The organism is Mycobacterium sp. (genome assembly GCF_965229105.1).
Taxonomy (GTDB): Bacteria; Actinomycetota; Actinomycetes; order Mycobacteriales; family Mycobacteriaceae; genus Mycobacterium.
In genome coordinates this window covers 238697-261666 of sequence record NZ_OZ245858.1, presented here as the reverse complement: position 1 = coordinate 261666, position 22970 = coordinate 238697, and the positions used below count along the sequence as shown (strand labels likewise).

Genomic DNA, 22970 nt, shown 5'->3' with positions numbered 1-22970 from the left:
TTGTGGCCGCCGGGCGGGTAATTCACGTGTTCAATCGGAATGCTCGTCGAAACTGACTTCCACGCGCTGAAAGCCTTTGGCGCGCTCAGCTTTTGCCTTACTCGTATAGGTCCGGCGGTCCGCCGGGGTGAGCTCGACGTCATCGGTGAACTGGGTCAACAGCGCCCTCGGGTGCAATCGGTCGACCCGCACCACGTTGACCTCGGCGCAGAGCACCAGGCTGGTCGAGATCAGGAACAGGAACGCCAACAGGCCCAGCACCAAGGCGAACACAGAGTTGATCCGGCTGGCCGAACTGACGACATGAGCCACGTAGCCGGCACCGAACCATTGCAGCAACTGCCAGATCACCGCCGCCGCGATTGCACCGGGCAGCACGTCGCGGTAGGACACGTCCCGCGCGGTGGTGACCCGAAACGCGACCAGGCAGATTGTCGCGTTGATGGCCACTGCCGCAAGGACGATGCCGACTGTGCTGATCGGCCCCAGGGAATCGGTCGCGCGCCCCACCGCGGACAGGACCGTCGTCGCCAGCGCGGCCGAACCAAGGACGATAAGCAGGAGCAGGCTGCGGATCCGCGACCGGATGGGATCCGGCCGGTTGTTTCGGGGTACGGCCCACGCGGTGTCCATCGCGTTCTGAATGGCCTGCCCCACGCCGAGGCCACCGTAGAGGGCACCGACGATGCCGATGACCACGGCCGTGGTGCCGCCGCTGAGCTGGTCTGGCTGCTGGAGCTGATCGCCGATTACGGGCAATTGGTTCAACGCCGAGTGCACCACCTGGTGTTGCAGGTCGGGATGGCCGACCAGCACCACTCCGAGGATCGTGGTCGACAACAGCAGCAGCGGGAACAGCGAGACGAACGCGTAATAGGTGATCAGCGCGGCCAGGTAGCCACCCTGATCATCGATGTATTTGTAGATGACCGCGATGGTGAAGCCGACCGCTCGGCTTCGCTGTTGTAGTCGGTCAAGCCATTCCACCACGTGGGTCACTCCAGTTCACGGCATCAATGTCGCTCAGTGATACCCAGGTGCCTGATCACCCAACCCGCAGCACGGCCTTACCCGCGACGGTGCGGCCAAGCAGTGCCTCGGCGGCCGCGGCCACGTTGTCCCACGAGTCACGTAGACCGATCTGCGGATCCAGCTCGCCATCGGCCAGCAGCGTCAGCAGGTACTGCAGATCGGCTCGGAACGGGGCACGAACTGTGAACGGCTCCAACCGTTTCCGATTTCCGGAGCGACGCTCTCGCTCGAAGTCGATGGTGCTGGGCTCGTTGGAAGCCATGCCGATCGATTGCAGGGACCCGCCATCGGATACCAGGGCGAAGGCCTCTGTGAGGAGTCGGCCGCCGACATTGTCGAGAACCCCGAACACCGGCTCGGTCACATCGGCGAGCCCGACGACAACCTCTTCGGCGCCGAGCTCGGTCAGCCCGTCGCCTCGTGCGGCACTACCGACCGCGGCGATCACGTGTGCCCCGGCGCGCGCGGCCAGCTGAACCGCGAACCGACCAACTCCACCCGATGCGCCGGTGATCAGCACCCGACGACCGACGATCGGTCCGAGAGCGCGGATGGCCTGCAGCGCGGTCACCCCGGCGACGGGCAGTGCGGCGGCCTCTTCGACATCGACCCATTCGGGCAGTTCGGCCAGGTTTTCGCTGGCCACGGCCCGACGCTGAGCCCAACCACCCTGCCCACTGAAGCCCACCACTCGCGCCCCGACCGGTGGCCCGGAGCCGTCCGTGGCGGCCTTCGCCACCACCCCGGCGGTGTCCCAGCCGGGGACCTCGCCGGGTCGGCGCATCTGGTCGATGAAGTGGATCTCGCCGAAATTGAGCCCGATGGCCTGCACCTCGACCAACGCTTCGCCGACCGCCACGGCCGGTTCGTCGACGTCGTCGAAGTTCAGCTTTGCCCTGGCGTGCGGGTCGTAGACGATGGCGCGCATTGCTGGGCCAACCGCTGCGGTAGGGGGGCTATTCCCCGATTCGGTGGTTCACCGCAGGTTCTACGGCGAAGGCCAGACGCTGTAGGCAATCGCGGCGATCCCGATGACCGCGATGACCGCGAGGTAACCGATGACCAGACGGGTATCGCGCAGCACGCATTTGCTCTGCATCAGCCCTGCGCGACGGGCACGGACGTAGCCGACCAGGCCCAATGTCGCGAACGCCACCACCGCCCACGGTCCGAGCAGCCAGGCGATCACCGCCACGGTGGCATAGACACACAGCCGCAACGGGTCGTAGGGCTCGGTGGTCGGCTGGTTCATGTGACCTCAGACAGCGGTAGGGACTGACGCGCGGAGATCGAGAGCCGTTGCCTGCTCAGCTCCGGCCACGCCTGCACCGCGCAGAACGGTGCACATTGGTCTTGACTCGACCGGGTCCCGACATGCACGCAACACTGCAGCAGGCGTTCCTCGATCATGGTGGACATATCCATGAACGGTTTGACGGTGATCCGGACGACGCGTTTACCGAGCAGGCTGCGGATCCGTTTGCGGCGTCCCGGCAGCGCTGATGAGGCCAGGGTCAACAGCGTCGACATACCCAGGTCGCAGTTCTCGCAGATGTTGCGCCAGACGTCGCCGATCTGCGGGTGCGATAGCGATGACTGCTCCGAGAGCAGCCCGAGCAGGGACTCCTGCACAGCTGCGCGCAACTGCTTGGGTATCTCGGTATCGGCGATCCGGTTGGCCACCAGGCCGAGCTTGTCCTTGAGGTTGTCCGGCCCGATCAGGGAGACCAGTGAACGCCAGTCGTCGTTGTCGTCGCGGATCAGGTAGCCGACCGAACAGCAGTGCGGGTGTGAGCAGGGTAGGGCGGTCAGATCGCGCCACGTCACCAGACCGTCGGTTTGCGGCCCCAATCGCTTGAGCACACCGGTGTGGGTGAGCCGGTCCAACGGATCAATCCGGCCGGAACGGCCGGAGCCGAACAGCGGCTGGATGGTCAGGCCGCCCACGAAGGGAGTGTCCAGCGCCAACCGGACCATATCGCCGATCTCGGTGTCGTTCACGTCGAGGGCGACGGCCATCACCAAGGTCGTGAAGATCTCACGATCGGAGAGACGTTGCAGAGCTTGGGCTTTCGTGCGGCGCAGATCGCCGCCCCGGTGGTAGCGGTGCGCCATCTCGGACAGGCCGTCGTACTGCAGGTACACCTCGACGCGTTCCCGATGCTCGGTGAGCAGGTCGAGTAGCACGTCATCGGCGGCAATCCGTAATCCGTTGCTGTTGATCAGGATTCGGGTGATTGGCCGGGCAGTCAGTTCGGTCAGCAGTTCGGCGAGCTGTGGGTGCAGTGTCGGCTCACCACCGCTGAGCATCAGCACGTCGATGCGGCCGTTCTCCCTGGCCAGTCGTTGGTCCACGTTGGCCAGCACGTCGGCAACTGGAACCACGTTCCGCAGATCAGGTGAGGAGTCCGCGAAACAGGTGGGGCAGCGCAGATTGCAGGTCTCGGCGATATCCTCCAGCAGGATGCACGTGTGCTGTGTCTGCATCTCGGGCAATCCGCGCAGGTAGGCCGACGGCACCGGATCGAAATTGCCCACCACATCGGGCATGTGGGCCTTGGTCGGTGCCGTCCACTCTTCGAGATAAGACAGGATTTCGGGGTCTTCGTCGTACAGGGTACGAACCAGTCCGTGTGTGGGACAACCACGTTCGAGCCAGATGCGGCCGTCACGTTCCATCAGCTGGGCGCTCAGTCGGACGACCCCGTTCAGGGGCCGCTCGGGTGCTTCGTCGTGGCAGAGCGGGCAGAACGCGGTCACATAGCGGTGAATGCGATCACCCCGCAATCCCATTCCTGCGGCCATCCCGATGGTCACAGGGTGTACACCCCCGGGTTCAGGCCCGTGCAGATCCCGACGGTGAAAATTGAGGTCAATGCCCAGCCGACCATCAGGCCCAAGCCGAACCCCTTGGCGTTGCGATTGGGGGCAGCCAGTAAGCCGCCGCCCGCACCGAACGCGACGAAGCCCAGCACTACCGCCGCAATGCCGAACACCCAGTTCGCACTCTGATTCGTCGTCGAACCCGCGAAAATGAAGGCCATGAAACCGATGACGACATTGACCACGACGTACACCGGTGCCCCGACGAACACCATGCCGACAGAGATACGCGATGGCGGCGGGGGAGGCGGGTAGTAGGGGTAGGGGTACCCGCCGGGTGGGGGCTGGTCTGGAGGGAGTGTCATACGCGCACTTCCTGATCGCGGGCTGGGAACCGATAGTATCCGCGTCGCTGGCCCACCCATAGCCGAACCCCGACGACGGCCAGAGATGGCAGCAAAAACCATTGCGGCCGAGTCAGATCCAGCCACACCGTCTCGTTGGCTCGGAAGAACTCCACGAAGAACCGGAACACCGCGTACGCGGCGATGTAGATGACGAACAGCTCACCGGGCTTGGTGATCCGCGGCCGCAGCCACAACAGGACGACGAATGCCGTGAGCTGAAAGGCGATCTCATAGAGAAACGACGGATGCATGGCCTGTCCGGTCAGGCAGCCGGGGCACTCTGGAATACCGGCCGGTGCATGCACACCCCAAGGCAGTGTCGTCGGGCGACCTGGAGCTTCGGTGAGGTAACAGCCGACCCGGCCGATCGCCATGCCTAACGCCACGGCAGGCGCGAACAGGTCACCGGTTTTACCGCGGTAGCCGCCGAGCCGCTTGGCAATCAGGACACCCAGGTACGCTCCGAGGAGCCCACCCAGAATGCTCTTCGAACCGAACTGCCAGGCCTGGGCGAGGCTGGGATTGGAATCGAAATCAAGGTGCCGAGTCCACCCGGAGAGTCGCATACCGATCGCTCCGCCGATGAGCGCACCCGTGACAGCGACCACCGATTGTTCTGTCTGCGCACCTCGGCGGCGGGCTTCGGCGGCGAACACCACCATTGCCGCGAACACGCCGAGTCCGATGAACAACCCGTGCACACTGATCGTGACAGGACCGATCTGCCACTCGGGAATCATCCGCGGAATCTATCGGGAATTTCCGGTTGCCATACGACCTTGGGGCTGGTGTGAGCGGCGAATCGCACCGAGTGCCGGTCCTGATGATCGTGCACGCACACCCCGACGACGAGTCGAGCCAGACGGGCGGCACCCTGGCCCGTTACGCGGCGCAGGGATATCGCACCGTCCTGGTCACCTGCACCGACGGCCGCCACGGTGACGCCGCCGGAGATGATCCCGCCCTGGTGCCGGCGCGGCGGGCAGGTGAACTGGATCTGGCGGCAAAGGAACTGGGCATCAGCGATGTCGTCAAACTCGGTTATCCCGATTCTGGGCTGCCCACGGACGGCTCGGAAGTCGCCGCGGCGGACGCGTTCAGTCGGCGTCCGGAACTGCCCCTGGTCAAACACCTGGTTCGGCTCATCAGGCTCTTCGCACCGGACGTCGTGGTGACGTATCCGCCCAATGGTCTGTCCGGGCATCCCGATCACATCCGCACCCATGACATCGTCGTTGCCGCGCATCGAAATATCGTCGCCAACGCCGACTCGGGACAGCCACCGAAGCTCTACTACATCGCGATATCTGCCACGAGTATGCAAAGCATGCAGGCCATTACCCGCGCCGCGTTCGGCGACGAGGCCTGGGTGCCGCCGGATGACATGGCCACCGATGACGCTGCGATCACCACCAGCATCGACGTCACCCAGTTCTGGCCGGATAAGTTGCGGGCGCTGGCAGCACATGCCAGCCAGGCCGATGCCCGAATGCTGTTGCAGTTGTTCACGGCCGCGGACAATCCGCCGGGTGCCGCCGCGCGAACCGAAGAGTACGTCCGCGCGTACCCACCGCCCGGCGTCGCGGGGGAGCGTGAGAGCGATCTGTTCGACCCGGCCCACTGACCCCCCTGATCGGTGGTAGGAACGGAGAATGGCAACTCATCAGGCTGTACATGTCACCGCTCCCAGCGAGGCATTGACGTTGGTCGATGTCGAAACCACGGCCCCCGGCCGCGACCACGTCCGACTGGCGGTCGAGGCCTGCGGGGTGTGCGGCACTGATCACGCCTTCGTCAACGGCCAGTTCCCGGGGATGACGTGGCCCCTGACGCCAGGGCATGAGATCGCCGGGACCATCGCCGAACTCGGTGCGGGCGTGGACAACTTCGCAGTCGGTGACCGGGTTGCCGTCGGCTGGTTCGGTGGGCACTGCAACGAGTGCGTGCCCTGTCTGCAAGGCGATTTCATCCACTGCGACCGAATGCAGATCCCGAGCCTGCACTACCCCGGCGGTTATGCCGAATCCGTCACCGTCCCTGCCAACGCGCTGGCCCGCATTCCCGACGCACTGTCCTTCGCCGAGGCCGCGCCGATGGCCTGCGCGGGTGTCACCGTGTACCACGCACTACGGGAATCACGGGCCCGGCCGGGCGACCGGGTGGCCGTGCTCGGTGTGGGTGGGCTCGGCCATCTGGGGGTGCAGTTCGCCAGGGCAATGGGATTCGAGACCGTCGCCATTGCCCGCGGGGCCGATAAAGAAAAGGACGCCATCGCCTTTGGCGCGCACCACTACGTGGACTCGACCGCAGGCGACGTCAGCGAAGCGCTCCAGGCGCTCGGTGGTGTGATCGTGGTGTTGGCGACCGCGGCGAGTTCCAAGGCGATGGGCGACACCATCGGCGGGTTATTACCGCGTGGCGAGCTCATCACCATCGGCGTCACGGCGGATCCGCTCCCGATCAGCCCACTGCAGCTGATCACACCCGGCCTGACTATCACCGGCCATCCGTCCGGCACCGCCCGCGATGTCGAGGAGACGATGAAATTCGCCGTGCAATCAGGCGTCCGGGCCCGTATTCAGGAGCTGCCGCTGGCCCAGGCTGCCGAGGCGTATGCCGCCATGGATGAGGGCCGGGCGCGGTTCCGGATGGTACTGACCGTCTGAGACGTCGGCGTGGCGCTATTCCTTCGGCTGCTTCAGGTCGCCGGCCAGGTCACGGAAGTCCCAGACCAGGTCACCGACCTCCGAGCGCAGCTGGCCCACGGCCGAGACCACGATGCCGGCGATACGCCCGGCATGCACCGCGGTCGCCTGAACTGCCTCATGCGCCACGTCGATACCGCGCTCCAGCTGGCTTGCCATGTCAACCTCCCGTTGTGCCGTCGTGCCCAGGCTAGTACCCGAAATATTCGGTTGTGCTCCCAGCGGCCGTGCGTTCCCATGGGCTGATGCGCTCTGACAATGTTTCGGCGGCCCACGTGTGGCCATTGTTTGCCCTGGAAGTGACGACTCCACGGCTGTCGATGCGCTATGTCGATGACGAGCTGGGTGCTCAGCTGGCGGAGTTGGCCGCGCTGGGTATCCACGACCCGGCGACGATGCCCTTCGCGGAACCGTGGACCGATTCCCCCGAACTGGAACGCAACACGTTGCGCTACTACTGGCGCACCCGGGCCGAGACCACGAGCACGCACTGGGATCTGCACCTGGCCGTACTTCGCGGGGCGACCGTGGTGGGTATGTGCTCGATCAGCGCCGAGGATTTTCCGGCGACCCGCACCGCGTCCACGGGCTCGTGGCTGGGCAGGCAATACCAGGGCTGCGGTCTTGGCCGCGAAATGCGCAGGGCCGCTTTGCAGCTCATCTTCGCCGGGGTTGACGCCGAATCTGCGACCACCAGTGCCTGGCATGACAACGCCGCATCGCTGGGAGTGACCCGATCACTGAGCTACCGGTCGAACGGCACCAGGCGGTTACCGCGGCGCGGGCAGCCCGACACGATGTTGGACTTTGTGATGACCAGACAGGATTGGTTGGCCCTCGACCACCGCACGGATATCACGGTGGCTGGCATCGAGCCGGTCCGTGAGTTCCTGGGCACTACGTCAGGGTGATGTCGGCCGTTGCCCGGCGCTCCCGGTAGGCCGCCACGTGCTGGCGGTTACCGCAGTTGCCGGTATCGCAGAACATCCGGGATCGGTTGCGCGACATATCGAAGAGGACGGCATCGCAGTCCGGCGCATTACATATTTTGAGTCGGCGCAATTCCCCGGCCCGGATCAGGTCGGCCAGTGCCATCGCCATTTCGGCGCCGAGTCGCTGCGCCACCGGATCGTGGATCGACGCCAGGTGCAGATGCCATTCGGGCATCTCGGGATGGCGGGTCAACCACGGCGCAGCCCTGGTATCGCTCAACAGTGCATTGACCTGACCAACGGCACGGGCCTCATCGTCGGCGACGGCCCAGACCCGGCCCAGCCGGTCCCGGAGTGCATGCACCGCGGCCAGTTCGGCCGCATCATTATCGCGGCGGCCGGTGGTGCCGTATTCGTCGAGGAAGCTGTTCAGCGCGGTCTGGTTGGCCAGCTGATCACCATCGACGCGGTCACTGTTGACCAGGTCGACGGCGGAGCGCAGGGTGACTTCGGTGTCGTGACTGAAGATCATCGACGTCGCATACCCCTTTTCGCTGCACCATGGTCAGGACCAACCTCGGATTTTACTCCTTACATAGTGAGGGTGCAGAGCTCGAAGAGCTGGCCGCCAGATTCCTAGACGAAGGTGCCGTCCGCGACCCGCGGCGCTCGGTCGGCTGACGCGGTGTCCAGCACCAGATCGGCAACCCGGGACCGATGTTGTTCCGCGCTGCCCAGCAGCGCGGCGTCGGTGACGGCCCTTTTGAAGTACAAGTGCGCCTGGTGTTCCCAGGTGAACCCGATCCCGCCGAGGGTCTGGATGGTGTCGGTGGCGACCTTGGTGAACGCCTCCGACGCGACGGCCTGCGCAATGCTTGCGGCCAACGCGGGATCGTCCGAGCCGTCAGACAGTGCCCAGACGGCATGGTAGGCAGCTGATCTCGCGTGCTCGACGTCGACGAGCCGATCAGCCAGGCGATGCTTGACCGCCTGGAAGGATCCGATCGGTCGGCCGAATTGCAGCCGCGACTTCGCGTACTCGACGGCAAGGTCGAGCAAGTGCTGCGCGGCCCCGACCTGTTCGACAGCCAACAGCACCGAACCGACCTGCAGGGCGTGATCGATGACGCGCTGGGCCTCGTCGGCGCCGGCAACCAGCCGGGCGGGCGCATCGGTGAACCCGATAGTGGCTTGGGGCCGGGTCAGGTCCATCGTGGCGAGCACCGTGCGCTCGACGCCGGGTCCGGTGGCGTCCACGACGTAGAGGGCCACCCCGTCGGCGCCCTGGGCGGCGACCAGTAGATCGTCGGCCACGCTGCCGTCGACCACCCGCTGGACGGTTCCGGTTAGGGTCGGGCTCTCACCAGCGCCGGCCTGCACCGTGACCAGCGCGGGATCGAAGCCGCCCGCGCGGTCACCGACGGCGAATGCCGCGGTCCGGTTGCCCTCGACCAGTGCGGCGAGTACCTCGTCGCGAACCGGCCCGGCCGACGCCGCTACCAATGCGGGTATCGCCAGGAAGACGGTGCCGACCAGCGGACCGGTTGCCAGCGACGCCCCCAGCTCTTCGACGGCGACGGCCTGATCAACCAGAGATCCGCCCACACCGCCGTCGGCCTCGGGCACCGACAGCGCCAGCACGCCGAGTTCAGCGCCCAGCCTGCTCCAGACCGCGGGGTCGAACGGGGGATCGGACTCCATCAATCGACGAGCAGTCTCTTCGTTGAAATTGGCGGTGGCGAACTTGCGCACCGCCGCTCGCAACTGGGCCTGCTCTTCGGTGAAGACGAATTCAGCTCCAATGACCTCAACCACGGGGGATCTCCTTCCACGGCATGCCAGCGTCGGCACGCAAATCCCCGGGCAGACCGAGGATCCGCTCGCCGAGAATGTTGCGCATCACGTCGGACGTGCCGCCTTCGATGGTGTTGGCGCGGCTGCGCAGAAAGCGTTGTTGGATTGGGCCTCGCCAGTCGGATTCATCAGCCCCGTCACTGTCGGGCGACGGGTAGCCCTGATACAGAACCCCCTCTGGCCCAAGAAGATCCATGCAGAACTGGTAGATGTGCTGATTCAATTCGGCGCCGACCATCTTGCCGATCGAGCCTTCCGGGCCGGGTCCGCCAACTCCTGCCGATGCCCGCGACCGCTCTGAGGTGAGGCGCTGCGCCTCGGCGCGCAACCACAGCGAGGTCAGCCGGTCGCGCAGCACCGGGGTCTGCAGATCTGGGCGCGACGCCCACAGGGAGGTGGCTTCGGCGATCGTGCCCGCGCCGCGCCGGCTGCCGCTACCGCCGAGTGCGCTGCGCTCGTTCATCAGCGTCGTCATGGCGACGCCCCACCCGTTGCCCACCGCGCCGAGGCGGTGCGCGTCGGGGATGCGGGCGTCGGTGAAGTACACCTCGTTGAATTCGGCCTGACCGGTCATCTGCCGCAGCGGTCTGGTCTCCACGCCGGGCCCGTGCATATCGATGACGAAGTACGTCAGGCCTTTGTGTTTAGGCACATCGGGGTTGGTGCGCGCGAGCAACAGTCCCCACCGGGCGAGGTGCGCCAGGCTGGTCCACACCTTCTGCCCGTTGATCACCCACTCGTCACCGTCGGGAACAGCGGAGGTGGCCAGGCCCGCCAGATCGGAACCGGCACCTGGCTCGGAGAACAGCTGGCACCAGATGTCCTCGGTGCTGGCCAAGGGCCGCAGCCAGGACTTCTTGACGTCCTCGCTCTGCGCGTGCTCGCGCACCGTGGGCGCTGCCATGCCGTAGCCCATGGGATTGAGTCCCAAGGGGACCGGACCGCCGGCGCCTTGCAGGATCCCGTCGGCGACGGACTGAAGGCCGCGGGATACGCCGAGGCCGCCGAGTCCCTCGGGGAAGTGCACCCACGACAATCCGGCGTCGTAGCAGGCGCCGAGAAATTCCTGGATGGGAACCGATTTCGGGTCATGGTCTGCGACGACCTGTCGCGCAAGTTCGGCGACCCGGTCCGCATCAGCACCGTTGCTCATCCAGCCACGATAGAAAGTGGACACCCGTCAACTGACACCGGGGTACACCAGAACTAGAACGTGTTACTTTTTTTCCGTCCCGGCGCAAAGGGAGAGATGAGTAAATCCAAGTCGTTGTGGCTGGTCACAGCCGCGTATGTGGTGGCCATCGGCGTTGGCGCCACGTGGCTCTTCGTTGGCCCGTCCACCGGGAAGCTCTGGCTGGACGCGTTCATCGCCGACATCCTGGCCACCCTGGTCATCTTCGCCTTCAGCCGGGTGTACCGGAATTCGAGTTTCTACGACGCCTTCTGGAGTGTCATCCCGCCGCTGCTGCTCATCTACTGGTGGAGCCGCAGCGGCCCGGACGTCGACCAGGTGCGCTGCTGGCTGGTCGCGATCGTCGTGGTGCTGTGGGCGATCCGGCTCACGGCCAACTGGGTCTACGGCTTTCCCGGGTTACATCACGAGGACTGGCGTTATCCCATGTTCAAGGAGCGTGCGGGCCGGTGGGAATTCGGTGCCGACCTGGCGGCGATCCACCTCATCCCCACCGTGCAGGTGTTCCTCGGCATGATCCCGGTGTACGTCGCGGTGACCCGACCCGGCAGCACCGTGACCTGGCTGATGTGGCTGGCGTTCGTCATCGGATTGGCCGCGGTGGCAACCGAACTCGTCGCCGATACGCAGATGCACCGGTTTGTCCGCGAGCGCACCCCCGGTGCGGCGATGGACCGCGGCCTGTGGAGCTGGTCGCGGCACCCGAACTATTTCGGCGAGTTCAGCTTCTGGCTGGCGTTGGCGCTCTTCGGGGTGGCCGCAGCACCTGCTGACTGGTGGTGGCTGTGCATCGGTGCCGTGCTGATCCTGGCCATGTTCCTCGGTGCCAGCATCCCCATGATGGAAGAGCGCAGTCTCGAACGCAGACCGCAGTACCAGGACGTCATCGACCGGGTGCCGCGGTTCCTGCCGCGACCACCCCGAAAGGTTTCGGCATGAGTAAACGTGTGGTCATCGCCGGACTCGGCGACAGCGGCGTGCTCACCGCGATCCGATTGGCCAAACACGCCGACGTCGTCGGGATCTCCGCGAAGCCGGGCCTGGTCAGCGGCCAGGAATTGGGTGAGCGGTTGTCGCGCCCGGGTACCTGGGCCCGCGAACACTGGGTCCCGTTCGACCGCTTCCGCGGGCTGGACCGGGTGCGCGCGGTCCACGGCACCCTGACCGGGGTCGACCTGGCGGCCCGGCAGGTCTTCGTACAACACGACGACGGTTCGACGCAGACCGAAGACTATGACGCGCTGGTCATTTCGACGGGCGTCACCAACGGCTTCTGGCGCCAACCGACGTTCCAATCTGCCGCCGAGATCGGTGCAGACCTGTGTGAGGCGCATGAGCGACTGGCGGACGCCGAATCGATCATCGTGGTGGGCGGTGGTGCCGCGGCAGTGAGCAGTGCTGCCAACCTCGCGACGACGTGGCCAGGCAAGCGAGTGGATCTGTACTTTCCTGGCGAACGGGCCCTCCTGCAGCACCACCCCCGCATCTGGGGTCGAGTGCAGCGCCGGTTGACCGAAGCAGGCGTCGGGCTGCACCCAGGGCACCGCGCCGACGTCCCCGACGGATTCGCATTCGACGAGATCACCGCCGAACCGGTGCAATGGAGCACCGGCCAGCCTGCGGCCTCTGCCGATGCCGTGCTGTGGGCGGTGGGGCGGGTCAGACCGAACACCGACTGGCTGCCCGCGGACGTGCTGGACGACGACGGCTTCGTTCGGGTGACCCCGGAACTGCGGGTACCCGGTCACCCCGGTGTCTTCGCGGTCGGTGACGTCGCCACCACGGATCCGCTGCGCACCTCGGCGCGCAACCAGGGTGATCGGCTGATCGCCCGCAACGTCCTGGCCGAGTTCGACGGAAAGCCGTTGGGCGCCTACCGCGCCCCCAAGCTGCGGTGGGGTTCGGTACTCGGCGCGCAACCCAACGGCCTTGAGGTGTTCGCCCCGACCGGTCATGCATTCCGGTTCCCGGCCTGGTCGATCGACCGGGTGCTGTTGCCGTGGATCGTGCATTGGGGCATCTATCGCGGGATCCGTGACAATGCCGCGTCCGCAGAGTTAGTTCAGCAGCGCCTGTAAGTCCTTGGGCGACAGACTGCCGGGGGCCCGGTGCTCACGGGCGTACTCGGCGACCAACCGTTGCATCAGGTCGTTCACCGGAGTGGGGACCCCGTACAGCCTGCCCAGCAGGGCGATCTCGCCGTTGAGGTAATCGGCTTCGACGGACCCGGCGCCGCGAGCCAGACTCTGCCAAGTCGATCCGCCTGCACGCCCGACACCCTCGATGGCCTGGACGTCCATCCGATGGCCCTGCAATGCGCGTCGCTCGTCATCGGTGTTGTACGCGATTCCCGCTGCGGCCAATGCGTTTTCGGCTTCAGCCCGACAGGCCGACCGCACCTGCGCGGTGACGTCGGCGGCCCCCGGATCTTCCTTGTCGAGGATGGCATCAACGGCATTGCCGAGGTTCATCAGCAACTTGCCGTACTTCCAGCGCATCACGTCGGCGACGACGGGGGCGTCGAAAACACTGCGGCGCAGAACCGCTCCGATCCGCTCGATCACCGGGTCGACGCCGTGCGGGTAGCGGCCCACCGTCAGGATCCCGCTGAGCGGAGCGGTATGAGAGATGACCACCCCGGGCTCGATATGCGTTGCGGGAAGCCAGACGCACAATCCGTACACGTGGCGGAACACCCGTTGGGTGACGCGTTCGTTCTCGACACCGTTCTGCGCGCAGACGATGGGCAGCCGGTCACTCGCGGTACCGCCACCCGCCACAGGCGCGGCTGCCCATTGCGTCAGAGCGGCGATGGTGTCCTGGGACTTGACGGTCAGGATCAGCACGTCGTCTTGGCGGAGCTCACCGGCCTCGGCCGGGCCGGCCACGGCGGGGATCGCTTGGGTCAGCGTGCCCGTGGCAGTGACCAGGCGCAGGCCGTCGGACTGCAGCTTTTCCAGGTGCGCACCGCGCGCGACCAGTACTACGTCGTTACCGGATTGCGCCAGTCGCGCACCGATGGTGCCGCCGACTGCACCAGCCCCGATGATGAGATAGCGCATCTACAGCCGCAGCACTTTCTCCGCGTTCCCGTGGGCGATGGCGTTGCGCTGCGCGTCGGTCAGATCGGCCTGCTCGAGGAAATCCGAGACGTTGTCGCGGATCACGTAGGGAAAATCCTCGGAGTGGATGATCCGGTCGGCACCGATCTCGGCGACAACGAAGTTCAGCTGGTTTTGGTTGTACATCCCCGCGGGCGTCGCCCACACCTGGCTGCGGTAGTACTCGCTGGGTGCGCGTTCGGAATCGATGGATCCCCAGCCGAAGACTTCGTCGAGCCGGTCGAGCCACCCGGCGACGAATTCGCCCCAGTGACCGCTGAGCAGTTTCAGATTCGGATGCCGATCCAGCGCGCCCGACAGAATCAGCCGAAGGATGTGGATACCGGCCTCGGCGTGCCAGCCGAACCCAGGCCCGGCGAACAGGAAATGTGCTGCGGCCGGCCAGTTTCCGGCATAGTACGGCGTCGAGACAGCGCTCTGGGGCATGCCGGGGTGGACATAGATGGGTAGGTCGACGCGCTCGGCGGCCGCCAAGACCGGTTCGAAGCGGGCATCGTCGAGGAACAGCCCGCCGCAACTCCCCATGGTCAGGGCGCCGACGAAACCCAGCTCGTCGACACAGCGCTTGAGCTCGTCGGCCGCTACGGCGGGGTCATACAGCGGTAGCGTCGCAAACCCTTTGAAGCGGTTGGGATGCTCTGAAATCTGTTGTGCAAGATCGTTGTTGACCATCCGGCAGAGGTCGATGGCCTCGGGGTGGTTCAGGCTGCTCGGACTGTTCGCCCCGTGCGATACGACTTGGATGTCGATACCGACCTGGTCCATATGGTCGAGTCGCGCGCCGCCGAGGCGTTCGGCGGAGTCCCGGTCTGGCATGAAGTTTTGCAGGAACTCACCAAACCCGGCATCGGGAGTGATCGGCCCCGGCCCACTGAGTGCCAGCACACGGCCGACAGCTTCGGGATGGTGGAAATGCTCTTCGACGGTGATGATCCGCATCCCTACTTCCTACGCGAGGAAGCTGGGAGGTGCTGCTGAGGTCGGTTAGAGCTGGTTAGTCACGAACGCGAACGGCGATGTAGCCGATCGGAATTCCGGTGCGGGTGGCGATACACTCCCGAGCCGCTGCGCCGACCGCGGTTCGGCGGATCGCATGCGTCGTGGCGTTGATCTCGGGGATCTGGATCAGCCACCGACCATCTTCGCGGCTGATCTCGATGTCGTAGCTCTGACCAATGGTCAGCCGCGTCACGTGGGGGCGGATGGTCCGCGTGCGGCGGTCGCCCAATGATGAGGCGTGTACTCGCCGGGTAACGGTCTGGTTTGGCATGGCTGATTTCCTAGATTTTTTTGCACGATCGACGTCTGACCGCGGGCCAGCGTACTGCCCGGTAGGCGCGGAAACCTAATCGGATGTCGTCGGTGCAAACACCCGCTGAACAGTCCGAACCCTGTCATTATCGACGTAATGCAATTACGCTACTCAGCGAAGCGAAAGGTCGACGATGACGTCATTGACAGAAACCCGTGAATCGGTTGTCCAGCGGGCCCGGTCGATGCGAGACCTGGTGCGCGTCGAGGCCGCCGAATCTGAGCGGTTGCGCACGTTGTCAGCGCCGGTCGTCGACGAAATGTGGGCCAACGGGTTGATGACCGCGTGCAACCCGGCTCCCGCGGGCGGGGACGAACCGTCCTTCGCTGAGATGATCGAGGCCTGGATCGAGATGGCCTGGCAGGATGGCTCATTCGGTTGGACAGGGATCGCGAATCTTCCGTCCTCGTTTGCGGCCGCGAGCTATCTGCCCGACGAGGGTTTCGCTGAGGTGTTCACCGATAACGGGAACCGCGTGACGATGGGCGGGCAGTTCGCCCCCAACGGGCAGGGGATAGTGGTCGAGGGTGGCTACCGCTTGACCGGCGCGTGGAATTTCGGCTCGGGAACCGGACACGCGCAGTACATCGCGGCCGGATTCATCCCCCTGGACAACGGCGAGATGCGCTGGATCAGCGAGGGCATCCCCGAACTGATGGTGGCGGTCGTGCCGCGGGCCGAGGTGGTATTCACCGACGGCTGGCATGTGCAGGGTCTGAAAGGGACCGGTTCCTACGATTACAACGCGGCGGATGTCTTCGTTCCCGCCTACCGGACGTTCCGGCTATTCAGTCGCGAGCCGCTGCGGGGGACCTCACCGGCGGGCCGGATGGGGATGATGCCCGTCACCGCGGCCGGGCACGCGGCATGGGCGCTTGGCGTGGCCAAGAGCATGCTCGACGACGTCGAGGAATTGGCGGCGACCAAGTACCGGATGTCAGATGTGGGCGACTCGCTGGCGAGTCGGCCGACCTTCCAACGGGCACTGGCCCATCACGTCGCCGCATGGCGGGCCGCGCGGTTGTTGGTGCTCGACGCGTTCACCGCGGCCGAGACCGCCGTCGCCGACGGCCACGAGCTGACGCCGGCGATGCGCGCCGATATGCGGGTGGCCGCGGTGTATGCCACCGATATATCCCGAGAGTGCGCGCAGTGGACCCATCTTGCGGCAGGTACCAGCGCGATTCGGGAAGGTAGCCGACTTGAGCGAGCCTTCCGCGATATTTTCACCGGCACTCAGCACGCCTTCATCAGTGAGAAGGTGGCCATCGACTCCGCACGGGTCTGGTTGGGCATCGTCGAGGATCAATTCGCCTTGTAGAGGAGTAGTCGATGCGCAGTCTCCCGCTCGGCTGGGCCACGGATATTGCGGTTCTGGAACTGATGGGTTCCGCCATCGACGACCGCGGGGACCACCTCGTGGTCCGCACCCCAAACAACCCGTTATTCCATTGGGGCAACTGCATTTTCGTCACCGACCCCGATGCGGTCGATGATGCGCAGCGGTGGGTTGATGCCTTCGTCGCGGAGTTACCCTCGGCGGACTGGCTGGCCATCGGTCTGGTGCGGATGCCGACGGATCCGGGTGGGTGGGCGCAGTTCGGGGTCGAGCTGGAATTGGATGACGTGCTCGCCGCCTCGACGCTGCCGAAGCAAACCCCGCCGCCCGCCGGGTACACCGTGCGTGCCCTGGTCGAAGAACAGGATTGGGAACAGTTCGTGCAACGCGATATGGCGTTGAACGAGGAGACGAGTCAGCACGATCGGCTCTCGCATGAGCGGTTTGCCCGGGCGCGCGCCCAGTCGTATCGGGAGCTGTCCGAACGAGATTCCGCGTTGTTCGTCGGAGCCTTCAGCGCGGGCACTCTGGTCGCGGAGCTCGGAATCGTCCGTTGTGGTGCTGCCGCCCGCTACCAGACCGTCGGAACCGACCCGGCGCATCGGGGCCGGGGCGTCTGCTCACATCTGCTCGGTGTTGCCGGCGCATGGGCGGGGGACATGGGCGCTCGGCAGTGGGTGATTGTGACCGAGGCGACGAATCCGGCCGGCCGGGTCTACCGGCGGGCCGGTCTGGCGCTGGACGTGCCCATCGTGACGGCCTACCGGCCGCCGCAGGCATAGCTCTCTCGCGGCTGCCTCCTATCGGTCTCACAGCGGCTCCTCAGACTCGGCGTGTACCACCGAGGGTGAACTCGCCGACAGGAGGCCTCATGACTGATTTGTTTGCCGGAGTACATCTTCCGGAGCACGGGAGCACTACCCACAGCCGTCGCATGGCCGCGTATCAGCGTTCTGGCGTCGGCCTGATCTATGGCGATGACGGTCATTGGATCGCCGATCATCTTGATGATGAGGAGAAGTCGCACGCCGAGGCCAAGGCTGACGCGGCGTGGGCTCTGACCCATCGGCACTGCGCGCGCTCGGCACAAATGGTGGACACTCCACCCGGTTGCTTCGTGCGCTATCGCTGCCCTGACTGCGGCCAGAATGTCAGCTTGCATCCCGACGGCAAGGTGTCACCGCACGCCGTGCGACTCGCGGGTTGAACGCCGATCTCGCCCCAGCGGAATAGCGTGCGGGCGGTACCGGGTTGCCCCGAGGTATGACTGAGTCAACCTTCGATCCGCGCACCCTGATCGCCGAGAGCCGGCTCGGCGTCCTGGCGACCATCAAGTCCAATGGGCTGCCGCAGCTTTCCCCCGTCACGCCGTACTTCGACCTGGCGGCCGGCGTCATCTATGTGTCGATGACCGATGGCCGCGCCAAGACGGCCAACTTACGGCGGGACCCCCGCGCTGCACTGGAGGTGACCAGCGCCGACGGCTGGGCCTGGGCTACCGCGGAAGGCGCCGTCACGCTGACCGGGCCGGGAACTGATCCGGACAGCCCCGAGGTGGAGGCGCTGGTCGACTACTACCGGCGCGCCGCGGGCGAACATCCCGACTGGGACGAGTACCGAGCGGTGATGGTCTCCGATCGCCGGGTTCTGATGACCCTGACGGTGGAGAAGGTCTACGGCGAAAAGATTCGCTGACTCTCCCTATCCGTAGAGCTCCTCGAATTTCTCGATCGAGCGCTCGATATCGCCTTTGACGGCCCGGGCCGCGGCGATGCCGATCGGCCCGAACAGCGGGCGACCGCCGAGATCGATGTTGACGGTGAATTCGCACCCTTTCTTCAGGGGGGCGACCATCATCTTCAGCTTGTACTTCGTACCGCCGACACCCTCGCCCGTGATACCGACGAGCTTGGGCGGATCGAACTCCTTGACGGTCCAGGTGACCCGATTACGCAGGCCCTTGGCACCGGCCACGCCGATAATCGTGGCGCCCACCGCCAGCTCGTCGGGCAGGTCACTGCGCCAACCCTGATGCATCTCCAGCCAGTCGCCGAGCGTCGACAGGTCGGACACGTGACCCCATGCCTCATCAGGGCCGATCGACAGCGTGCGGGACAGCTCGAGTTTGGCCATCCCTGCATGCTAACCAGCCGAGTCGCAGCTACTTCGGCGATTGGACTGCCAGCGCGTCGGTGTCGTCAGTCGGTGAGTCCGGTTCTGTTTCCGGCCGTGGTTGCAGATGCCGGAAGTGGTTGTCGCCGCGGGGGTAGACGACCAGCGGCCACCAGAACCACCGGCCGAGCAGAGTCGCGATCGACGGCATCAGCAGCGACCGCACGATCAGCGTGTCCACCAGCAGACCGATGGCGATCGTCGACCCCATCTGGGCCAACACCACCAGCTGGCTACCCAGCATGGCCGCCATCGTGGCTGCGAACACCAGGCCTGCGGACGTGACTACGCCACCGGTGCCGGCCATCGACCGGATGATGCCGGTCTTGAGACCGGCGTGGATCTCCTCTTTGAACCTGGACACCAGCAGCAAGTTGTAGTCCGCGCCGACCGCCAACAGGATGATGACGGACATCAGCATGACCAGCCAGTGCACGTGGATCCCGAACAGGTTCTGCCAGATCAGCACCGAGATCCCGAATGACGCGGCGATCGAGCTGCCTGCCGTAGCGACGATGACAGCTGCTGCCACAGCACTTCGGGTCAGGATGAGCATGATGATGAAGATCAGTGTCAGTGCCGACACCACGGCGATCATCAGGTCATATCGGGCGCCGTCAGCCATGTCCTTGTAGGTTGCCGCCACCCCGCCGAGATAGATCTTGGAGTCCGACAGCGACGACATCTTCAGAGCGTCCTGAGCGGCCTGCCGCTCGGCGTTGACTCGTTCGATGCCCTCCGGCGTCGCGGGATCGGTCTCGTGGGTGATGAACATCCGGGCCGACTTGCCGTCTGGCGAGAGGAACATCTTCAGACCGCGGTCGAAGTCCGGGTTCTGGAACGCCTCGGGCGGCAGGTAGAACAGGTCGTCGTTCTTGGCCTCGTCGAAACTCTGACCCATCGCCAGGGCGGTGTCGTTGGTCGCCTGCATCTGATCGAGCAGGGCCTTTTGCGAGTTGTATGACGCCAGCGACAGGTCCCTGCTGGTCTTCATCGACGCGATCGTCTGCGGGAGCAGAGCGGTCAACTGCGGTGCCAGGTCTGCCAATTGGTCGGTGTTTCCCTGCACCTCACCCGTCTGGTCGGTCACCTCGTCGAGCCCGTCGAGGGAGTCGAAGATGGATCTCGCCGCGTGGCACAAGGGGATGTCGAAACAGTGCGGTTCCCAGTAGAAGTAGTTTCGCAGGGGCCGGAACTGATCATCGAAATCCGCGATGTGGTCGCGCAGCTCTTTGGTGGTGGCGAGCAGTTCGCGCGACTTCTCCGCTGAGTCCTGCGTGATCTGGGTTTGTTTGAGCGACAGCTGGTACTGCTTTTCCAGGATGTCGATCGACACATTCGTCGCATCGATCATTTGGCGCTGGGTCTCCAGCTGATCCCGCTGGAACGGCAGGTTCATATTGCTGGTCTGACCCTGCACACTCGTTTGGAACGGAATTGAGCTGTGCTGGATGGGAATTCCCAATGGCCGGGTGATGTTCTGCACCATCGCGATGCCCTGGGTATGCATGACATTTCTGGCCACTGCGTTGAGCACCAGCATGTCGGCGCTGTTGCGCATGTCGTGGTTGGACTCGACCATCAAGATGTCGGGGTTCATCCTGGCCTGCGAGAAGTGCCGGTCCGCGGCGGCGAATCCGATGTTGACCGGGGCGTCTTTGGGTAGGTAGTAGCGATCGTTGTAGGCGGGTTTGTAACCGGGAATCGCCACGATGCCGATCAGCACCACGAACAGGCTGGCGACCAGGACCGGACCGGGCCAACGGACCACGGTGGTACCGACACGGCGCCAAAAGCGGCTCTGCGGAGGTCGTTTCGACTCGTACCAGCCCACCTTGCTGCCCAAAAACAGCACCGCCGGTCCGAGCGTGACCGCCGAGGCGACCACCACGACCATCCCGATCGCGACCGGGGCACCCATGGTGGAAAAGTAGGGCAGCCGAGAGAAGCTCAGGCAGTACGTGGCCCCGGCGATCGTCAGACCCGAACCGACGATGACCGGAGCGACCGACCGGAAAGTGGTGTAGTACGCGGTCTCTCGGTCCTCGCCCATACCGCGCGCCTCGCGGTATCGACCGAACAGGAAGATGCCGTAATCGGTGGCAGCGGCGATGGCCAGCATGGTCAGGATGTTCCCGGCGAACGTCGTCAGGCCGAACACATCACCCATGGCCAGACCGGAGATCACCCCGCGTGCGGTGAGTAGACCGATGAAGGTCAGGAACAGCTGCACCAGCGTGGTCTTGATGGAGCGGTAGACGATCAACAGCATCGCGGCGATCGCGATCAGCGTGTACAGGGTGATCTGTCCCAGGCTGGCGTTGCCGATGACGTGCATATCGTCGGTGAGAGCGGCCGGCCCGGCGACGTAGGCCTTGACGCCCGGCGGTGCCTGCGTCTCCTCGATGACCTTGCGAACCGCGTCGACGCCCTCGTTGGCCAGTGTCTGGCCCTGCTCGCCGGCCAGGTTCAGCATCACGTAAGACGCCTTGCCGTCGGCACTTTGGGCTCCGGCGGCTGTCAGCGTGTCACCCCAGAAGTCCTGGATGTGCTGAATGTGTTCGGGGTCCTGCTGCAGCTTCTTGATGATCGCGTTGTAGTAATCGTGGGCGTCGGGGCCTAGCGGCTTATCGCCCTCGATAACCACCATTACCGTTGCGTTGGAATTGAATTCCTTGAAGTTGTCGCCCATGCGTTTCATGGCGATCACCGATGGCGCGTCGTCCGGTGTCATGGGCGCCGAATGCAGTTCGCCGACTACCTCCAGCTGCGGCGAGATCACATTCACCAGTACGGCGGCGGCCAGCCAGAACAGGATGATCGGTATCGCCAGGATGCGGATGGTGTGGGGCAGGAAGGCGTGCTTGCGATGGCCGGTGGTGTCGGCCGTTTGGGCGGGAGTCGTGGCGTGGGTCATGCGGACTTCACCAGGCAGTACGTCTGGGCATTGACACCATCGGCTGACTGCTCCTCACGGACGGTTCCATTCACGGTGACCCGGCAGCCGATCTGGTCGCCGTCGGTGCGCGCCATCAGGTTGGCGCTGACGGTTGGCAACGTCGTCGACAACGTGACCGACCAGGGCAGCGGTGCGGTGATCGTGTGCACGTTCGCGTCCGGGTCGAAATAGCTGATCTGGGCGGTGGTTCCAGGTGCGCCGTACACGTCGTAGACCATGACCTTCGGGTTGAACTGCACGATCTCGATACCCGAGCCGGCATTGGCATTGAGATCTTCTGAGGCGAACATCTTATGTAGCCGAGATACGACTAGGCCCGAAACTGCAAGTACCACAATGAGAACCAGCGGTATCCAGAGCTTCTTCAGCCAACGGCCAACCGGTATCGACTTCATTCTTCTCTTTCTTCGCAAGAATCAGCGTTCGCAACAAGCCGACTCAAAATCGGAAACGCGACCTGCGCCGACAGCCATAACGCGTGTTGTTCCTCCGAACTCAGCGTTTCCATCAACTCCGCCAGACGTTCTCGACGCAGCCGCTTCCGATCATCGAGCAGCGACTGACCTCGTTCGGTGACGCCGATCAGGCATACACGACCGTCGTCGGGGTCGGCGAACCTGGCCACCAGGTCTTGGCGTTCAAGCCGTTGGATCAGCTGAGTCATCGATGGCTGGCTGACCCCTTCCTTCGCGGCCAGCACGGTCAGGCGAATCGGTCCTTCGCGGCAGACCCGGTTCATGACGAAGGCGGCGGAGGCGGTCATTTCGGCACGGTCGGTCAGAAACCGCGCCGTGAGGTCCAAGGCCTGATCGATGAGGCCACCGATGCATTCACGGGCACCGTCATCGGGCGGGGACTTATCCACAGCGTATTAATATCACGTTGGCTATGTAGTAGCCATCTGAGGCGGGTCTGCGGGCACTTCACAGGATGTTCACAGCGGCGGTGGTGGGCGGTCGCCAGCGGCATCTGGTGTTCGCGGGCCTCCTGCATGTGAATTGTGAGCCACGTAGTGGGTTGTGGTGCAACAGTATTCGCATGGGGACGCCGGTTTGCGTCCTGATCTGGTGACGGTAAGCCGCTCGAGCGAGCTGGCGGGGGATGTCAATATTCGCGAGTAT

Annotated in this window: 26 protein-coding genes; 9 read left to right on the top strand and 17 right to left on the bottom strand. The window is 64.9% G+C overall.

Going from position 1 to position 22970, the window contains the following annotated elements; all coding sequences use genetic code 11:
• Positions 1-30: 30 nt before the first annotated feature.
• From ADBZ9O_RS01295 to ADBZ9O_RS01270, 6 genes are read right to left on the bottom strand one after another with little or no spacing between them, the layout of a single operon-like run.
• Entirely contained in the window at positions 31-990 is a 960-nt protein-coding gene (locus ADBZ9O_RS01295) for a YhjD/YihY/BrkB family envelope integrity protein (RefSeq protein WP_526533770.1), read from the bottom strand.
• Positions 991-1045: 55 nt separating this feature from the next.
• Entirely contained in the window at positions 1046-1960 is a 915-nt protein-coding gene (locus ADBZ9O_RS01290) for a zinc-binding dehydrogenase (RefSeq protein WP_526527678.1), read from the bottom strand.
• Positions 1961-2020: 60 nt separating this feature from the next.
• Positions 2021-2284 (bottom strand): hypothetical protein, encoded by a 264-nt coding sequence (locus tag ADBZ9O_RS01285; protein ID WP_526527677.1) that lies wholly within the window; start codon positions 2282-2284, stop codon positions 2021-2023.
• Entirely contained in the window at positions 2281-3837 is a 1557-nt protein-coding gene (locus tag ADBZ9O_RS01280) for a radical SAM protein (protein ID WP_526533768.1), read from the bottom strand. Before ADBZ9O_RS01280 ends, ADBZ9O_RS01285 begins: the two co-directional genes overlap by 4 nt.
• Before the next feature lie 8 nt (positions 3838-3845).
• Positions 3846-4220 (bottom strand): hypothetical protein, encoded by a 375-nt coding sequence (locus tag ADBZ9O_RS01275; RefSeq protein WP_526527676.1) that lies wholly within the window; start codon positions 4218-4220, stop codon positions 3846-3848.
• Positions 4217-5002, bottom strand: a complete 786-nt coding sequence (locus ADBZ9O_RS01270; RefSeq protein ID WP_526527675.1) for a prolipoprotein diacylglyceryl transferase — start codon at positions 5000-5002, stop codon at positions 4217-4219. The genes ADBZ9O_RS01275 and ADBZ9O_RS01270 overlap by 4 nt, the downstream gene beginning before the upstream one ends.
• 50 nt (positions 5003-5052) lie before the next feature.
• Between ADBZ9O_RS01270 and ADBZ9O_RS01265 the strand changes: the two genes are divergently transcribed.
• Positions 5053-5886, top strand: coding sequence for a PIG-L deacetylase family protein (locus ADBZ9O_RS01265; RefSeq protein WP_526527674.1), 834 nt, complete (start codon positions 5053-5055; stop codon positions 5884-5886).
• A gap of 28 nt (positions 5887-5914) precedes the next feature.
• Complete coding sequence (locus ADBZ9O_RS01260) at positions 5915-6928, top strand: alcohol dehydrogenase catalytic domain-containing protein (RefSeq protein ID WP_526527673.1); 1014 nt, start codon at positions 5915-5917, stop codon at positions 6926-6928.
• Between the two features lie 15 nt (positions 6929-6943).
• Here ADBZ9O_RS01260 and ADBZ9O_RS01255 read toward each other — a convergent pair whose 3' ends face one another.
• On the bottom strand, positions 6944-7126 hold the full coding sequence (locus ADBZ9O_RS01255; RefSeq protein WP_526527672.1) for a hypothetical protein: 183 nt from the start codon (positions 7124-7126) through the stop codon (positions 6944-6946).
• A gap of 86 nt (positions 7127-7212) precedes the next feature.
• Between ADBZ9O_RS01255 and ADBZ9O_RS01250 the strand changes: the two genes are divergently transcribed.
• Positions 7213-7878 carry a GNAT family N-acetyltransferase gene (locus tag ADBZ9O_RS01250; protein ID WP_526527671.1) on the top strand — a complete coding sequence of 222 codons (666 nt, stop codon included), beginning with the start codon at positions 7213-7215 and terminating at the stop codon, positions 7876-7878.
• Here ADBZ9O_RS01250 and ADBZ9O_RS01245 read toward each other — a convergent pair.
• The 3 genes from ADBZ9O_RS01245 to ADBZ9O_RS01235 all read right to left on the bottom strand — a co-directional run bounded on the left by ADBZ9O_RS01245 (position 7865) and on the right by ADBZ9O_RS01235 (position 10906).
• Positions 7865-8431 (bottom strand): CGNR zinc finger domain-containing protein, encoded by a 567-nt coding sequence (locus ADBZ9O_RS01245; RefSeq protein ID WP_526527670.1) that lies wholly within the window; start codon positions 8429-8431, stop codon positions 7865-7867. The two genes, ADBZ9O_RS01250 and ADBZ9O_RS01245, sit on opposite strands and share 14 nt — an antisense overlap.
• A 104-nt stretch (positions 8432-8535) precedes the next feature.
• The gene (locus ADBZ9O_RS01240) at positions 8536-9702 is read right to left on the bottom strand and encodes an acyl-CoA dehydrogenase family protein (RefSeq protein ID WP_526533766.1); all 1167 of its coding nucleotides are present in this window, start codon (positions 9700-9702) and stop codon (positions 8536-8538) included.
• A gap of 4 nt (positions 9703-9706) precedes the next feature.
• The gene (locus ADBZ9O_RS01235; RefSeq protein WP_526527669.1) at positions 9707-10906 is read right to left on the bottom strand and encodes an acyl-CoA dehydrogenase family protein; all 1200 of its coding nucleotides are present in this window, start codon (positions 10904-10906) and stop codon (positions 9707-9709) included.
• Positions 10907-11002: 96 nt separating this feature from the next.
• On the opposite strand from ADBZ9O_RS01235, the gene ADBZ9O_RS01230 reads away from it, so the two are divergent.
• Both ADBZ9O_RS01230 and ADBZ9O_RS01225 read left to right on the top strand, forming a co-directional pair.
• Positions 11003-11884: a DUF1295 domain-containing protein gene (locus ADBZ9O_RS01230; RefSeq protein ID WP_526527668.1), complete on the top strand. Its 882-nt coding sequence runs from the start codon at positions 11003-11005 to the stop codon at positions 11882-11884.
• On the top strand, positions 11881-13023 hold the full coding sequence (locus tag ADBZ9O_RS01225) for an FAD-dependent oxidoreductase (protein ID WP_526527667.1): 1143 nt from the start codon (positions 11881-11883) through the stop codon (positions 13021-13023). The genes ADBZ9O_RS01230 and ADBZ9O_RS01225 overlap by 4 nt, the downstream gene beginning before the upstream one ends.
• On the opposite strand, the gene ADBZ9O_RS01220 is transcribed toward ADBZ9O_RS01225, so the two are convergent.
• The 3 genes from ADBZ9O_RS01220 to ADBZ9O_RS01210 are packed head-to-tail and all read right to left on the bottom strand — an operon-like array spanning position 13003 to position 15259.
• Entirely contained in the window at positions 13003-14007 is a 1005-nt protein-coding gene (locus ADBZ9O_RS01220) for a ketopantoate reductase family protein (protein WP_526527666.1), read from the bottom strand. The genes ADBZ9O_RS01225 and ADBZ9O_RS01220 overlap by 21 nt on opposite strands.
• Entirely contained in the window at positions 14008-15006 is a 999-nt protein-coding gene (locus ADBZ9O_RS01215) for an amidohydrolase family protein (protein ID WP_526527665.1), read from the bottom strand.
• A 55-nt stretch (positions 15007-15061) separates the two neighbouring features.
• Positions 15062-15259 carry a long chain fatty acid-CoA synthetase Faa4p gene (locus ADBZ9O_RS01210; protein ID WP_526527664.1) on the bottom strand — a complete coding sequence of 66 codons (198 nt, stop codon included), beginning with the start codon at positions 15257-15259 and terminating at the stop codon, positions 15062-15064.
• A 253-nt stretch (positions 15260-15512) separates the two neighbouring features.
• On the opposite strand from ADBZ9O_RS01210, the gene ADBZ9O_RS01205 reads away from it, so the two are divergent.
• The 4 genes from ADBZ9O_RS01205 (at position 15513) to ADBZ9O_RS01190 (ending at position 18413) form a co-directional block, all read left to right on the top strand.
• Complete coding sequence (locus tag ADBZ9O_RS01205) at positions 15513-16700, top strand: acyl-CoA dehydrogenase family protein (protein WP_526527663.1); 1188 nt, start codon at positions 15513-15515, stop codon at positions 16698-16700.
• Between the two features lie 11 nt (positions 16701-16711).
• Complete coding sequence (locus tag ADBZ9O_RS01200) at positions 16712-17500, top strand: GNAT family N-acetyltransferase (RefSeq protein WP_526527662.1); 789 nt, start codon at positions 16712-16714, stop codon at positions 17498-17500.
• An 89-nt stretch (positions 17501-17589) separates the two neighbouring features.
• Positions 17590-17925, top strand: coding sequence for a hypothetical protein (locus ADBZ9O_RS01195; protein ID WP_526527661.1), 336 nt, complete (start codon positions 17590-17592; stop codon positions 17923-17925).
• Positions 17926-17981: 56 nt separating this feature from the next.
• Complete coding sequence (locus ADBZ9O_RS01190; protein WP_526527660.1) at positions 17982-18413, top strand: PPOX class F420-dependent oxidoreductase; 432 nt, start codon at positions 17982-17984, stop codon at positions 18411-18413.
• Between the two features lie 6 nt (positions 18414-18419).
• Here the strand turns inward: ADBZ9O_RS01190 and ADBZ9O_RS01185 are convergent, their stop codons facing one another.
• Genes ADBZ9O_RS01185 through ADBZ9O_RS01170 form a run of 4 tightly spaced genes read right to left on the bottom strand, consistent with a single transcriptional unit; the run spans position 18420 to position 22612 of the window.
• Positions 18420-18851 carry a type II toxin-antitoxin system Rv0910 family toxin gene (locus ADBZ9O_RS01185; protein WP_526527659.1) on the bottom strand — a complete coding sequence of 144 codons (432 nt, stop codon included), beginning with the start codon at positions 18849-18851 and terminating at the stop codon, positions 18420-18422.
• Between the two features lie 28 nt (positions 18852-18879).
• Positions 18880-21807, bottom strand: coding sequence for an MMPL/RND family transporter (locus ADBZ9O_RS01180; RefSeq protein WP_526527658.1), 2928 nt, complete (start codon positions 21805-21807; stop codon positions 18880-18882).
• On the bottom strand, positions 21804-22244 hold the full coding sequence (locus ADBZ9O_RS01175) for an MmpS family transport accessory protein (protein ID WP_526527657.1): 441 nt from the start codon (positions 22242-22244) through the stop codon (positions 21804-21806). Before ADBZ9O_RS01175 ends, ADBZ9O_RS01180 begins: the two co-directional genes overlap by 4 nt.
• Positions 22241-22612: a MarR family winged helix-turn-helix transcriptional regulator gene (locus tag ADBZ9O_RS01170; protein ID WP_526527656.1), complete on the bottom strand. Its 372-nt coding sequence runs from the start codon at positions 22610-22612 to the stop codon at positions 22241-22243. Before ADBZ9O_RS01170 ends, ADBZ9O_RS01175 begins: the two co-directional genes overlap by 4 nt.
• Positions 22613-22970: the final 358 nt, after the last annotated feature.

What these genes read in the sequence shown, in the direction of transcription:
- ADBZ9O_RS01220 (WP_526527666.1), bottom strand. Translation starts at nt 14,007, where the DNA reads ATGCGCTATCTCATCATCGGGGCTGGTGCAGTCGGCGGCACCATCGGT.
- ADBZ9O_RS01245 (WP_526527670.1), bottom strand. Translation starts at nt 8,431, where the DNA reads ATGATCTTCAGTCACGACACCGAAGTCACCCTGCGCTCCGCCGTCGAC.
- ADBZ9O_RS01190 (WP_526527660.1), top strand. Translation starts at nt 17,982, where the DNA reads ATGACTGAGTCAACCTTCGATCCGCGCACCCTGATCGCCGAGAGCCGG.
- ADBZ9O_RS01270 (WP_526527675.1), bottom strand. Translation starts at nt 5,002, where the DNA reads ATGATTCCCGAGTGGCAGATCGGTCCTGTCACGATCAGTGTGCACGGG.
- ADBZ9O_RS01185 (WP_526527659.1), bottom strand. Translation starts at nt 18,851, where the DNA reads ATGGCCAAACTCGAGCTGTCCCGCACGCTGTCGATCGGCCCTGATGAG.
- ADBZ9O_RS01290 (WP_526527678.1), bottom strand. Translation starts at nt 1,960, where the DNA reads ATGCGCGCCATCGTCTACGACCCGCACGCCAGGGCAAAGCTGAACTTC.
- ADBZ9O_RS01280 (WP_526533768.1), bottom strand. Translation starts at nt 3,837, where the DNA reads ATGGCCGCAGGAATGGGATTGCGGGGTGATCGCATTCACCGCTATGTG.
- ADBZ9O_RS01205 (WP_526527663.1), top strand. Translation starts at nt 15,513, where the DNA reads ATGACGTCATTGACAGAAACCCGTGAATCGGTTGTCCAGCGGGCCCGG.
- ADBZ9O_RS01275 (WP_526527676.1), bottom strand. Translation starts at nt 4,220, where the DNA reads ATGACACTCCCTCCAGACCAGCCCCCACCCGGCGGGTACCCCTACCCC.
- ADBZ9O_RS01225 (WP_526527667.1), top strand. Translation starts at nt 11,881, where the DNA reads ATGAGTAAACGTGTGGTCATCGCCGGACTCGGCGACAGCGGCGTGCTC.
- ADBZ9O_RS01235 (WP_526527669.1), bottom strand. Translation starts at nt 10,906, where the DNA reads ATGAGCAACGGTGCTGATGCGGACCGGGTCGCCGAACTTGCGCGACAG.
- ADBZ9O_RS01195 (WP_526527661.1), top strand. Translation starts at nt 17,590, where the DNA reads ATGACTGATTTGTTTGCCGGAGTACATCTTCCGGAGCACGGGAGCACT.
- ADBZ9O_RS01285 (WP_526527677.1), bottom strand. Translation starts at nt 2,284, where the DNA reads ATGAACCAGCCGACCACCGAGCCCTACGACCCGTTGCGGCTGTGTGTC.
- ADBZ9O_RS01260 (WP_526527673.1), top strand. Translation starts at nt 5,915, where the DNA reads ATGGCAACTCATCAGGCTGTACATGTCACCGCTCCCAGCGAGGCATTG.
- ADBZ9O_RS01170 (WP_526527656.1), bottom strand. Translation starts at nt 22,612, where the DNA reads ATGACCGCCTCCGCCGCCTTCGTCATGAACCGGGTCTGCCGCGAAGGA.
- ADBZ9O_RS01175 (WP_526527657.1), bottom strand. Translation starts at nt 22,244, where the DNA reads ATGAAGTCGATACCGGTTGGCCGTTGGCTGAAGAAGCTCTGGATACCG.
- ADBZ9O_RS01215 (WP_526527665.1), bottom strand. Translation starts at nt 15,006, where the DNA reads ATGCGGATCATCACCGTCGAAGAGCATTTCCACCATCCCGAAGCTGTC.
- ADBZ9O_RS01255 (WP_526527672.1), bottom strand. Translation starts at nt 7,126, where the DNA reads ATGGCAAGCCAGCTGGAGCGCGGTATCGACGTGGCGCATGAGGCAGTT.
- ADBZ9O_RS01230 (WP_526527668.1), top strand. Translation starts at nt 11,003, where the DNA reads ATGAGTAAATCCAAGTCGTTGTGGCTGGTCACAGCCGCGTATGTGGTG.
- ADBZ9O_RS01250 (WP_526527671.1), top strand. Translation starts at nt 7,213, where the DNA reads ATGCGCTCTGACAATGTTTCGGCGGCCCACGTGTGGCCATTGTTTGCC.
- ADBZ9O_RS01200 (WP_526527662.1), top strand. Translation starts at nt 16,712, where the DNA reads ATGCGCAGTCTCCCGCTCGGCTGGGCCACGGATATTGCGGTTCTGGAA.
- ADBZ9O_RS01180 (WP_526527658.1), bottom strand. Translation starts at nt 21,807, where the DNA reads ATGACCCACGCCACGACTCCCGCCCAAACGGCCGACACCACCGGCCAT.